At 64.2% G+C, this 11,906-nt stretch carries 11 protein-coding genes, 1 tRNA gene and 3 pseudogenes; 7 read left to right on the plus strand and 8 right to left on the minus strand.

Annotation, left to right across the window (positions count from 1 at the left end; all coding sequences use genetic code 11):
• Nucleotides 1–107: 107 nt before the first annotated feature.
• A complete protein-coding gene (locus ING15_RS17990) occupies nt 108–584 on the plus strand; it encodes an RrF2 family transcriptional regulator (RefSeq protein ID WP_206456231.1) in 477 nt (158 codons plus the stop codon).
• Nucleotides 585–597: 13 nt separating this feature from the next.
• Here the strand turns inward: ING15_RS17990 and ING15_RS17995 are convergent, their stop codons facing one another.
• The 6 genes and pseudogenes from ING15_RS17995 to ING15_RS18015 all read right to left on the minus strand — a co-directional run bounded on the left by ING15_RS17995 (nt 598) and on the right by ING15_RS18015 (nt 2,619).
• A complete protein-coding gene (locus ING15_RS17995) occupies nt 598–966 on the minus strand; it encodes a DUF488 domain-containing protein (RefSeq protein ID WP_206456232.1) in 369 nt (122 codons plus the stop codon).
• Nucleotides 963–1,649, minus strand: a complete 687-nt coding sequence (locus tag ING15_RS18000; protein WP_206456233.1) for a 5-formyltetrahydrofolate cyclo-ligase — start codon at nt 1,647–1,649, stop codon at nt 963–965. Before ING15_RS18000 ends, ING15_RS17995 begins: the two co-directional genes overlap by 4 nt.
• 51 nt (nt 1,650–1,700) lie before the next feature.
• Nucleotides 1,701–1,997 (minus strand): annotated as a pseudogene (locus ING15_RS18005) (DUF2189 domain-containing protein); the annotation flags it as partial.
• 15 nt (nt 1,998–2,012) lie between these two features.
• Nucleotides 2,013–2,111, minus strand: a pseudogene (locus tag ING15_RS20000) (cbb3-type cytochrome c oxidase N-terminal domain-containing protein); the annotation flags it as partial.
• Nucleotides 2,112–2,120: 9 nt separating this feature from the next.
• The gene (locus ING15_RS18010) at nt 2,121–2,264 is read right to left on the minus strand and encodes a cbb3-type cytochrome c oxidase subunit 3 (protein ID WP_210348940.1); all 144 of its coding nucleotides are present in this window, start codon (nt 2,262–2,264) and stop codon (nt 2,121–2,123) included.
• Between the two features lie 281 nt (nt 2,265–2,545).
• Nucleotides 2,546–2,619: transfer RNA gene (locus ING15_RS18015), tRNA-Gln, on the minus strand.
• A gap of 291 nt (nt 2,620–2,910) precedes the next feature.
• Here ING15_RS18015 and ING15_RS18020 point away from each other — a divergent pair.
• The 4 genes and pseudogenes from ING15_RS18020 to ING15_RS20005 form a co-directional block, all read left to right on the plus strand.
• Nucleotides 2,911–4,347, plus strand: a complete 1,437-nt coding sequence (locus tag ING15_RS18020) for a Ppx/GppA phosphatase family protein (RefSeq protein ID WP_332873860.1) — start codon at nt 2,911–2,913, stop codon at nt 4,345–4,347.
• Entirely contained in the window at nt 4,344–5,078 is a 735-nt protein-coding gene (locus ING15_RS18025; protein WP_206456236.1) for an RlmE family RNA methyltransferase, read from the plus strand. Before ING15_RS18020 ends, ING15_RS18025 begins: the two co-directional genes overlap by 4 nt.
• A 171-nt stretch (nt 5,079–5,249) precedes the next feature.
• A complete protein-coding gene (gene guaB / locus ING15_RS18030) occupies nt 5,250–6,755 on the plus strand; it encodes an IMP dehydrogenase (RefSeq protein WP_206456237.1) in 1,506 nt (501 codons plus the stop codon).
• A gap of 141 nt (nt 6,756–6,896) precedes the next feature.
• Nucleotides 6,897–6,992 (plus strand): annotated as a pseudogene (locus tag ING15_RS20005) (MAPEG family protein); the annotation flags it as partial.
• 166 nt (nt 6,993–7,158) lie between these two features.
• Here ING15_RS20005 and ING15_RS18035 read toward each other — a convergent pair.
• Nucleotides 7,159–8,274: a PQQ-dependent sugar dehydrogenase gene (locus ING15_RS18035; RefSeq protein WP_232845859.1), complete on the minus strand. Its 1,116-nt coding sequence runs from the start codon at nt 8,272–8,274 to the stop codon at nt 7,159–7,161.
• Nucleotides 8,275–8,469: 195 nt separating this feature from the next.
• Nucleotides 8,470–9,414 carry a hydrogen peroxide-inducible genes activator gene (locus tag ING15_RS18040; protein ID WP_206456239.1) on the minus strand — a complete coding sequence of 315 codons (945 nt, stop codon included), beginning with the start codon at nt 9,412–9,414 and terminating at the stop codon, nt 8,470–8,472.
• 116 nt (nt 9,415–9,530) lie between these two features.
• Between ING15_RS18040 and ING15_RS18045 the strand changes: the two genes are divergently transcribed.
• Both ING15_RS18045 and ING15_RS18050 read left to right on the plus strand, forming a co-directional pair.
• Complete coding sequence (locus tag ING15_RS18045) at nt 9,531–11,033, plus strand: catalase (RefSeq protein WP_206456240.1); 1,503 nt, start codon at nt 9,531–9,533, stop codon at nt 11,031–11,033.
• A gap of 174 nt (nt 11,034–11,207) precedes the next feature.
• Nucleotides 11,208–11,402: a type II toxin-antitoxin system prevent-host-death family antitoxin gene (locus ING15_RS18050; protein ID WP_206456241.1), complete on the plus strand. Its 195-nt coding sequence runs from the start codon at nt 11,208–11,210 to the stop codon at nt 11,400–11,402.
• Nucleotides 11,403–11,906: the final 504 nt, after the last annotated feature.

Raw genomic sequence — 11,906 nt, forward strand, 5'->3', positions numbered from 1 at the left:
AACGCCGTGCGCGGTTCAAAAGATGCGTTTGTAATCCATCTTTTCTGACAATATTGCGCTGTGGCGATTAAAGCAATACCGTCTATGCACCTTTTGGGAGAGTTTCCGTGCGCCTGACCCTTTATACGGACTACGCCTTGCGGCTGTTGATGTATCTGGCGCTGAAGCCGGACGCGCTGGCGACCATCCAGGAGGTCGCCGAGGCCTATGGAATCTCGCGCAACCATCTGATGAAGATCGCTCAGGAGCTTGGCCGCGGCGGTTTCGTCGAAACCGTCAGGGGGCGGGGTGGTGGCCTCCGGCTCAAGGCCGATCCCGCTGACATCGTCGTCGGCGATGTGGTTCGGGCGACGGAGGACGATTTCCGCATTGTCGAGTGCTTCGATCCGACCCGCAATCGCTGCGTTATCACCGGTCCGTGCCGGTTGCGGGGCGCGCTCGCCGAGGCGCTCGGCGCCTATCTCGCGGTCCTCGATCGCTTCACCCTCGCCGACCTCGTAATCGCGCGCACGCCGCTTCAGGACATCCTCGGACTTCCGGCTGGCCCGGGCGTGGCGGCGCTCGCGAACGCTGGGCCGGCTTAGCGGGCCGCATCGCTCATTTGGTGCCGCTGGCTTGGCGCTTTTCCAGATAAGCCTTTAGTGCAATGGCGTTGTTGTGGGCCGTGTCCTTCGCCGCGTAGACGAGCGTCACGCGGCCCTTGGCGAGACGATCACGCAGCGCTTCAACCGCCTCGGGGTTGGCGTCGAGTTCCTTGGTATAGCGCTGCGTAAATTCGTCCCATCTGGCCGCATCGTGGCCGAACCAGTCCCGCAAGGCGTCGCTCGGTGCCACCTCCTTGGCCCACTCTTCGAGCTTCAAGGCATCCTTGGAGACTCCGCGCGGCCACAGCCGATCGACCAAGATTCGCTGGCCGTCCGACTGGCCCGGCGCATCATAGGCCCGCCGCAGCCAGAGACTGGTCATCCACGCGTCTCGGGCCGGGTGATCCGGCCTTTTCCGGTGACGATCACGTCCATCGGGATGTCGTGGGGCTGCGGATAGATCGTCGCGATCTGCATCGTCGGCAGCCCGACGCCGATCACCAGCGGTTTTCGCGCTTGCGCCGCCAGGGTGCGGTCATAGAAGCCGCCGCCATAGCCGAGGCGATAGCACTGCGGGTCGAAGCCGACCACCGGCGATAGCACTACGTCGGGCGTGAGTTCCTCGCCATCGGCGGGGATCGGGATGTTCCATACGCCGCGTTCCATCCGCCCGTCGGGCGTCCACGCGCGGAAGACCAGCGGCTGCGCCTTGGCCACCACGACGGGCAGGGCAACGGAGACGCCGCGTTCATTCAGGGAACGCATCCAGGGCAAAAGGTTGAGTTCGCCGCGGATCGGCCAATAGAGGCTGACGACCAGCCCGCGCCGCACATCGACCAGTCTGTCGAGCTCGGCGGCGACCTCGTCTGCGATGCGGCCGCGCTCATCGACGGCGGTCGCCAGGCGCATCGCGATCAGCCGCTCGCGTTCAGTCTTGCGCCAGCGGGCGACATCGGCGGCTGCCGTCGCGTCTCCTGCGAGGAAGCCGTCTTCCGTCTCACGCAACTCATGCGAAAAACAGGGCGGCGAGGCGAATTCCCCCGGCTGATCGTTGTCTTCGGTCATGTCCATCCTTCCTTGCGGATCAGCTTCTGTCGGCGGTTGTGCGGGATGCACTTATCGGACTGCCTTGTAGGCCTGCCAGGTGGCGTGACCGAGAAGCGGAAACACGACGATCAGCGCAAGCAGGCCGGTCACGGCGGATAACAGAAACAGGGCGACGACGATCGCACCCCAGGCGAGCATCACCGGCAGATTGTTCCAGACGAGTGCCATGCTGGTTCCCATTGCGGTAAAGGCGTCGCTCTTCTCGTCCAGCAGCATCGGGACCGAGAATGCGCTGATCGCGAAGGAGAAGGCGGCGAAGAGACCGCCGACGATGATGCCGGCAAGCAGCATCGCCCATCCGGTCGACAGCACCGCGAAAGTGGCGGTGGCGGCAAGGAAGATCAGGACCGCCCGCGGCACCGGCGTATTCAGTTCCTTGATGCCGTTCCGCTCGTGTCCGGTGGTCTCGCGCCCGGTCACCGGATTCGCCTATGTCCATGGCGTGTCGTCCTTATCGAGGATGTCCTTGGCCTTGTCGAACCGCTTCTTACTGGAGGGCCAGAAGACGTAGGCGAGAACGCCGATCGACAAACGCGAGTCGATCTGTTCACGCCCGAGGGTCGCTTCCTGCAACACTGCCCCGAATACCCGTTACACCTCGAGCCGAACCACGCGCCCGGGCGGCTGCCGTCCGGCGCTCGCCTGTCCGCAATTGATCGCACGATTTCGGAGCGACGAATCGTGCGTGCAGATTGTACGGAATCTTTCTGGAGAAGTGGAGTCGTGGGCCTTTGAGACGAAGGTTCGCGGCGCTCGCCCTGGCGTATGCCCTGACCGGAATGGTGGACCCGGTGGGAGTCCCTCGGACGATCGACCGATCAAGCCGGTGCGGAAACAGTAGCTTAGGAGAAAATTGGCTGGGGAACCTGGATTCGAACCAGGACTAACGGAGTCAGAGTCCGTGGGTCTACCGTTAACCTATTCCCCACCGTATCGGCCGCCTGTCGGCGCCGCGGATGCAAGCTCATATAGACGCAGGCGGGGCGACTGTGAACCCTCCGCCGCGATTTTTCCGTCACCCGATGGCTCCGGACCGATCAATCCCCTTGCAGCGTTCGCGGCGGACCGCGAACGGGAGCAATCACGCATCCGCGGCCGATTGGCCCGTCATGCGCCTTGCCCGCCCTTGTGCTGTCCATAGGGCTTGCTACACTCGATAGCGAATAAGCCAACAAAGGCGCCATGACGTCCGGCAGGATGGCGGCGCCGGAGAGATAGTGTGAGTGACCATGATATCGGTGGGAGAAGCCATCCGTCTTCGGAACTGAACGGGGTTTTTCAACCCGGTTCGTCGTCGCGATCCCCGCACGGGGCGGGCGAGGGCGAGCAGTCCCTGACCAAGCGACAGCGCCGGCGGCGACGCAAGGCGGTTGCCAAGAACGCGGCGCTCCCCGACGCCGCGACCAAGACGGCGAAAGACGACGATCGGCCTGCTGGCCGGGCGGAGCCGCGTGGGGCGCGAAAATCCCGTCGACGCGGTCCGAGGGCCCGCGCCGCGAAGCCGGATGCCGTCGCGTCGGCGCCGGACGGGGCCGAGGGCGCTGCTGCGCCGGCGGCACCCGCTCGCGCCGAAGCGAATTCCGATCGGCGTTCGGCCGGCGGGCCCACGCCCGCCCGTGCCGCGCGATCGGCGCCCGCCGCGCATCGCCCGCCCGCCTACGCCGCGCTCGATCTCGGCACCAACAATTGCCGTCTTCTCATCGCGATCCCGACCCGGCCTGGCCAGTTTCGGGTGATCGACGCGTTCTCGCGCATCGTGCGGCTCGGCGAAGGCCTCAGCCGCACCGGCAGCCTGTCGCGCGGCGCGATGGATCGGGCGATCACCGCCCTGGGCATCTGCGCACAGAAACTGGCCGCGCGTGACGTCGGCAATATGCGTCTGATCGCGACGGAAGCCTGCCGCCAGGCCGCGAACGGCGCCGAATTCATCGAGCAGGTGGCGCGGCAAACCGGACTTGAACTGGAAATCGTCACCCGTGAGACCGAGGCACGGCTGGCGGTCTCCGGTTGCGGCTCGTTGATCGATCGCTCGGCCAAGGGCGCCGTTCTGTTCGATATCGGCGGCGGCTCGTCCGAGATCGCGTTGCTCGATCTTCGCGGCGGCTACACCCGCCGCCTGGCAAGCCGCATCGTCGCCTGGACGTCGCTGCCGGTCGGTGTGGTGACGCTTGCCGAACGCCACGGCGGCCGCGACATCACGCCCGAACTGTTCGAGCAAATGGTGGTCGAGACGGTGGAGATGATCCATCGTTTTCCCGAGCGCGGCCGGCTCGGGTCGATCGTCGGGAGTGACCGGTTTCATCTGCTCGGTACGTCGGGAACGGTCACCACGCTCGCAGGCGTCCATCTCAACCTCGAACGCTACGACCGCCGCCAGGTCGATGGTCTGTGGCTGACCGACCGCGAGGCCGACGAACTGGTTGCCAGGATCGCCGGATGGAGCTTCGACGAACGGGTCGCCAATCCTTGTATCGGCAGCGATCGTGCCGATCTGGTACTGGCCGGCTGCGCCATCCTGCAGGCGATCCGCCGGGTCTGGCCGGCTCGGACGTTGCGGGTGGCCGATCGCGGCCTTAGGGAAGGCCTGTTGACCGAGATGATGGTCGCCGACGGCGTCTGGCGGCGGAACGAACCGATGAGAAAGACAGGCGGATGAGCGGACGCGGCGACGACCGGAGCCTGACGGTCAAGGTCAAGAAGAAGCGCGGGGTGAAGGCGTCCTCGCGCCGCTGGCTCGAGCGCCAGCTCAATGACCCGTATGTCCGCCGGGCGAAAGCCGATGGCTACCGATCGCGGGCAGCCTACAAGCTGATCGAGATGGACGACCGCTACAAGCTGCTGAAGCCGGGCCTGAGGATCGTCGATCTCGGCGCAGCGCCGGGCGGCTGGTGTCAGGTCGCGGTCGAACGCACCGGGTCGAGCGGCGACGACATTCGCGTCGTCGGCATCGATTATCTGGTGGTCGAGCCGGTCCCCGGCGCGACGATCCTGGAATTGGACTTCCTCGACGATACGGCCCCGTCCCGGCTGCTCGAAACGCTGGGCGGCGATCCCGACATCGTCTTGTCCGATCTGGCGGCGCCCACCACCGGCCACCGCCAGACGGACCATTTGCGCACCATGCATCTGTGCGAGGTGGCGGCGGATTTCGCCATCCGCACCCTGAAGCCGGGCGGACATTTTCTCGCCAAGACGTTCCAGGGTGGGACCGAGCGCGATCTTCTCAACCTGCTCAAGCAGAATTTCGCCAGCGTCCATCACGTCAAGCCGCCGGCCTCGCGCGAGGGTTCGGTCGAGCTCTATCTGCTGGCCAAGAGCTTCAAGGGCCGGCGGAAACCGCCCGACGCGGAAGGCGGCGAGGGCGAGGAGGGGCGGCCGTCCGGCTGATCCCCTTGCGAATGCCGTCGGCGGATCGGCATGTGCCGATCCGCGGTCGCGCAATGTATTCGGTGTCGCGGGCCCGTCTTCCAAACGTCACGACACCGTGCTAGCAGCCCGTGCCAATCCTTTTCCCGCCCGACTCGCTTTTGGGTGGGCGCATCATCCACGAGGACTGGCATGGCCCGCATCATCGATACCGCAACCGGTATGACCGCTCTCACCTTCGATGACGTCCTGCTGCAGCCGGGTCATTCGGAGGTGATGCCGGGGCAGGTCGACCTTCGTACCGCGATCACCCGCACGCTGAAGCTGAACATTCCGATCCTCTCGGCCGCCATGGACACGGTGACCGAGGCGCGGCTGGCGATCGCCATGGCTCAGGCCGGCGGCATCGGTGTGATCCACCGCAACCTGACCCCGACCGAACAGGCCGAGGCGGTTCGCCAGGTCAAGAAATTCGAAAGCGGCATGGTGATCAATCCGGTGACGATCGGCCCGAACGCGACCCTCGGCGACGCCCGCGCGCTGATGGATCAACACCACATTTCCGGCATTCCCGTGGTCGAGAACGGCGGCAAGGGCGGGCAGACCCCGGGGCGGCTGGTCGGGATCCTCACCAATCGGGACGTACGCTTCGCCTCCGACGAGCGTCAGCCGATCCACGAGTTGATGACCAAGGACAAACTCGTCACCGTTCGAGAGACCGTGGATCAGGACGAGGCCAAACGGATTCTTCACCACCACCGCATCGAGAAGCTCGTCGTCGTCGATGGCGACAATCATTGCATCGGCCTCATCACGGTCAAGGATATCGAGAAGTCGCAGCTCAATCCAAACGCTTCGAAGGACACGCAGGGGCGTCTCCTGGCTGCGGCGGCGACCAGCGTCGGCGACGATGGTTTCGAACGGGCCGAGCGGCTGATCGATGCCGGTATCGACCTTCTGGTCATCGACACCGCCCATGGCCATTCGCAGCGCGTGCTGGACGCGGTGGCACGGGTGAAGCGGCTCTCCAACGAGGTTCAGATCCTGGCCGGCAACGTCGCCACGCCCGACGGAACCAAGGCGCTGATTGACGCCGGCGCCGACGGCATCAAGATCGGCATCGGACCGGGCTCGATCTGCACCACGCGGATCGTCGCGGGCGTCGGCATGCCGCAGCTCTCGGCCATTATGGGCGCCGCCGAAGAGGCGGACAAGGCGGGCGTCCCGGTGATCGCAGACGGCGGCATCAAGTTCTCGGGCGACCTCGCCAAGGCGCTGGCCGCCGGCGCGGCGGCCGCCATGGTCGGCTCGCTGCTCGCTGGCACCGACGAGAGCCCCGGGGAAATCTATTTGCATCAGGGCCGCTCCTACAAAGCCTATCGCGGCATGGGTTCGGTCAGCGCGATGGCACGCGGCTCGGCCGACCGCTACTTCCAAGCCGAGGTGCAGGACACGTTGAAACTCGTGCCGGAGGGCATTGAGGGTCAGGTCGCCTATAAGGGGCAGGTTTCGGCCGTCCTGCATCAACTCGCCGGCGGCCTGCGCGCGGCGATGGGCTATGTCGGCGCGCGCGATCTCGAGACCTTCCGGCGCGATGCGCAATTCGTGCGCATTTCCAGCGCCGGTTTTCGCGAAAGTCACGCTCACAACGTAACGATTACCCGCGAAAGCCCGAACTATCCGGGTGCGGGAAGCTGAGGCGCGCCCCATGCGCAAAAGCATGGGAATATTCTGGCCAATGATCGCTCATGCGGTGCTGATCTTCGCCGTTTATCCGGTCGTGTCTAACTGTCGAAAGGCGCGGTGAAGGAGCGTGCGGCGCGGGTCGAGGACTACAGGGTGCCGGTTCGCGAGCCGGAGAAAAGCGCCTCGGCGGCGCGCAATCTCAGCCGCCAATACGAGCTTCCGGTGTTGTTCTACGTGGTCTGCTTAGCGCTATTCGTAACCGGCGGTGCCGGGTGGATCGCAGTCTCGCTGGCATGGCTTTTTGCGCTGTCCCCGGTTGGCCCACGCCTACATACATCCTGGCTCCAATGGTACTCGTCGGACTTCTGTGGTTGTCGTTCGCCGCGCACCTTGCCTTGGGTCGATGAGAGCGTCGTCAGCCTGACGTTTCCGGAGTCAGCTCGATCAGTCGTCCGCCCGCCCTGTCCTCCAAAAGCCACAAGGCGCCGTCCGGCCCTTGCTCGACCTCGCGAATGCGCGCGCCCATGTCGAAACGCTCCGCCTCGGTCGCGAGATCGCCATTGCTCTGGTTTTCGAAAACCACGCGCACCAGCGCCTGGCTCGACAGCCCGCCGATGAAGCCCGAGCCTTGCCATTCAGGGAACATCTCGCCCGAGTAGATGACCAGGCCGGATGGAGAGATCACCGGGTTCCAATAGACCTCTGGAGCGGCGAAATCAGGACGCGTGTCGTGCTCCGGGATGCCGCTGCCGTCGTAGTTGTCGCCGTTGGAGACGACCGGCCAGCCGTAGTTCCGGCCGGGCTCGATCAGGTTGATTTCGTCGCCGCCGCGCGGACCCATTTCGTGCTGCCAGAGAGTGCCGTTTGAATCGAAGGCGATCCCGAGCAGGTTGCGGTGGCCGACGCTCCAGAATGTTTTCGCGAGCTCGCCCTGGTCCTGGAACGGGTTATCTCGCGGCACGGAGCCGTCGTCGTTGAGGCGGATGATCTTGCCGAGATTTTGGTCCATGTCCTGTGCGGGCGTCTTCTTCTGGCGGTCGCCGGAGGTGATGAACAGCTTTCCGTCCGGCGCGAAGGCGAGGCGATGGCTGTAATGGCCGCGACCGCTCACCTTCGGCTGCTGCCGCCAGATGACGTCCATATCGCGCAACGACGGGCCGTCCGTCTCCTGCGTCAGTACCGCTCTGGCGACGGCAGCGCCGCGGGTGTCGCCGTCGCCGGCCTCCGCATAGGAGAGGTAGACGATTTTGTTATTGGCGTAATCGGGATGCAAAATGATGTCGCCCAAACCGCCCTGGCCGCCATAATCGACCTCCGGAACCCCACGGACCTCGGCCGTCTCGCCATCCTGGCTCATCAGGAGAAGCCTGCCAGGCTTCTCCGTCACGAGCAGGTCGCCGTCGGGCAGAAACGTCATGGCCCACGGTTCGTTGAATTCGGCGACGGGCGTTGCCGTCACCGTTTTCCCTCCGGCGGTGTTGAGGTCGAAGCTCTGGGCGATCGCGGAGGCGGCGAAAATAAAGGTCGCCATCGACGCGATCGAGATTGGCAATGCTATATGGTTCTCACGCGTCATGATCAGGCTCCCGTCGGGTTGATTAGCTGGTTACATTGGCATCTTAAGCCTTCAGCGCTCTCGACTGTTCCGTCACCCCTTTGTGAAGCGTGCGATGCTCGGGCGCCAACTACGAGCGCAATAGCGGCTCCCACTCTTACTTCCTTCCCGCTATCCACGCCGGATCGCCCTTTGCCTCGACGGCCCCGAAGTTCGACGCCGCCGAACGTTATCGCTGCTGCGGCGGATGAGCGCGGCCAGCGCGTCGAAATCGCGCCTTCGGGCCGTTGATGGACGGAAGGCGAGGGCGATCGTCCGGAATGGCGCCGGCGCCTCGAATGGCCGGATTGCGATGCCGCCGCCGCTGGTCTCGTCGGCGATCGCCATCTGCGGGATCAGCGTCGCACCCAACCCGCCGGACACCATGCGAAGGATCGTCGTCAGGCTGGTCGCGGCGAGTCCCGCCATCTCCCCCGCATCGGCGGTACGGCAGATCTCGAGCGCCTGGGCGCGCAGGCAGTGCCCTTCTTCCAGGAGGATCAGGCGCTCCTGCCGGAGTATCTTCAGCGGTACGGGACTCGGCAGGCGGTCGGCTTCGGCCACAGGCAGCGCCAGATGGAAGAGGTCGTCGAAGAGCGCGATGCTCTCCAGGTCTGACCATTCGACCGGCAGCGCCACGATGGCGCAATCTATTTGGCCCGCCGTAAGGTCGGCGAGCAGCCGGTCGGTCACGCTCTCGCGGATCTCGCATGCAAGCGTCGGATATGTGCGGCCAAGTTCGCGTAGGATGTTGGGCAGGAGATAGGGCGCGGCGGAAGGGATAATGCCGAGCCGAAGCCGCCGGCTGAGCAATTGATCGCCCAGGCTGGCGAGATTCTCGAGTTCGTTCACCTCCGCAAGGATGCGTTGGACGCGCTCGCCGATAAGCGACCCGTCGCTGGTCAGCGAGACGCCGCTAGCGGCGCGATTGAACAGCGGCCCGCCGAAGAACTCTTCCATCTGGGCGATCTGCGCCGACAGTGCCGGCTGACTGATGTTAAGCCGCCTGGCCGCCTGGCCGAAGTGGAGGGTCTCACTGAGCGCCTGGAAATAGCGAAGCTGCCGGATGGTGATCATCGCGATAGGATAAACTGATCGAGGTGAATGGCAAATACGATTGGAGATTATCAGGCGTGCCCGTATGATGCTCTGGAGAATTGCAGAAATTGATCGAGCGAAGAAAGGCCTGTTGCATGGCTGACAATACGAGATTGACAACGACCGCCGGCGCGCCTGTGTCCAGCAACCAGAACTCGAAGACGGTGGGACCGCGCGGTCCGGTGCTGCTCGAGGACTACCAACTGATCGAGAAGCTGGCGCACCAGAACCGCGAGCGCATCCCGGAGCGTGTGGTCCACGCCAAGGGCTGGGGCGCCTTCGGAACGCTGACGGTTACCGAGGATGTGACGGGATACAGCCGTGCCAAGGTTTTCAAGCCGGGCTCGAAGACGGAGATGCTCGCGCGCTTTTCGACCGTGGCCGGAGAGCAGGGAGCGGCCGACGCCGAACGCGACGTGCGCGGCTTTTCGATGAAATTCTACACCGAGGAAGGCAACTGGGACCTGGTCGGCAACAACACCCCGGTATTCTTCGTGGGCGATCCCTACAAATTCCCGGATTTCATCCACACGCAGAAGCGCCACCCGCGCACCAATCTGCGTTCGGCGACGGCCATGTGGGACTTCTGGTCGCTTTGCCCGGAATCTCTGCATCAGGTCACCATCTTGATGTCGGACCGTGGCATCCCGATCGATCCGAGCCGTATGAACGGCTATGGCAGCCATACCTTCTCCCTGTGGAATGATCAGGGCGAGCGTTTCTGGGTGAAGTTTCACTTCAAGACCCAGCAGGGCCATGCCCATTTCGTCAACGAGGAGGCCGAGAAGGTCATCGCCAAGTCGCGCGAAAGCTATCAGGAAGCGCTCTATGGCATGATCGAGGCGGGCAACTTCCCGAAATGGACGATGTTCATTCAGGTCATGCCCGAGGGTGAAGAGGTTCAGTTTGAGGAGAAGACGGGCTGGAGCGCTTTCGACCTGACCAAGGTCTGGCCGCATGGCATGTACCCGTTGATCAAGGTCGGCGAGATGGAACTGAACCGCAATCCGGAGAACTATTTCTCCGAGATCGAGCAGTCTGCCTTCAATCCGTCTAACGTCGTGCCGGGCATCGGATTCTCGCCCGACAAGATGCTGCAAGGGCGCCTGTTCTCCTATCCGGACGCGCATCGTTACCGAATCGGCACCCACTACGACGCGCTGCCGGTGAACAAGCCGAAGAGCCCGGTGAACCACTATCACCGCGATGGCACCATGCCGTTCGGCCTGCGCACCAACCCGGACGCCTATTACGAGCCGAACAGCTTCGGCGGCCCGGTCGAGGATCCGAGCGTCGAGGAGCCGCCGCATCGCTATGCGGGCCAGGTCGGACGCTACGATTTTCGCGGCGAGGCCGACCATTACAGCCAGCCGCGTGCACTCTTCGAGCTTTTCGACGAAGGTCAGAAGCAGCGGCTGTGCGCCAATATCGCCGGCGCGATGCAGGGCGTGCCGCAGTTCATCGTCGATCGCCAGCTGGCGCATTTCGACAAGGTGCATCCGGACTACGGTGCGGGCGTCCGCAAGGCGATCGCCGAGCAGTCGCGCGACGATGCCGAGGCCAGCCTTACGACCAGCCACAGCGCCGCCGCCGAGTAGTCGGCACCGTCGCCGTGACCTAACGCTCCGGCGCTGCGTGCCGGACAAGAAGGGCCGGGAGCGATCCCGGCCCTCTGCTCTTCAGGCCGCTTCAGCCGACGGTGGCAGCATTGCGGAGTCCCGCCAGCTGGCCTGCCGTCTGGCTTTGTTCAGCAGTGCGTCCGGAGGCGCGGCATGGGCAATCAGTGGATCCTGCAGGATGCCAAGAACAAATTCTCGGCAGTGGTCGAGGCGGCCTTGAACGGCCGGCCGCAGCGCGTGACACGACGGGGCGAGGCAGCAGTTGTCGTCGTGTCCGCGAAGGAGTTCGATGCGATGAAGGACCAGGAGATAGAGCGCAATCGCGTCTTTGTGAGGCAGTTGCTTTAGGCCCCCGAAAGCCTTGGGCCTGGCCAGGAGCTCATCGACGAAAATAATCGCGCGATGCTCGTTCCGCGTGACGTTGAGTTCGACTAGCGCCGGATGTATTTACTGGACACAATGGTGTTGTCTGAATTGGAAGACGCCACCCGACCACGCCGTGCCGGCTTGGCTGGCAAGGAACGCTGACAGCATGCAATGCTTCAGCGTTGTGACCGTCGGCGAACTGGAGCGGGGCATCGCGTTACTACACCAACAAAAGCGCAGCCGTGCGGATCGTCTCTCCATCTGGTTCGCAGGTCTCAGCGAGGAATTTTCGATCGGACGCTACCGATAACCTATCGAATCGCATTCGCCACGCCGCCGATCTATTGATCGCCGCGACCGCGCTGGAACAGGATCTGACGATCGTCACGCGCAACATTCGTCACTTCGCGCCAACTGGTGCAAAGCTTTTCAATCCCTATGAAGGCTGAGCCCTTTGACCGATCCCACCGTTTTGCGGAACCGTGC

The sequence above is a fragment of the Aurantimonas marina genome (assembly GCF_017183135.1).
In the GTDB taxonomy this organism is placed as follows: domain Bacteria; phylum Pseudomonadota; class Alphaproteobacteria; order Rhizobiales; family Rhizobiaceae; genus Aurantimonas; species Aurantimonas marina.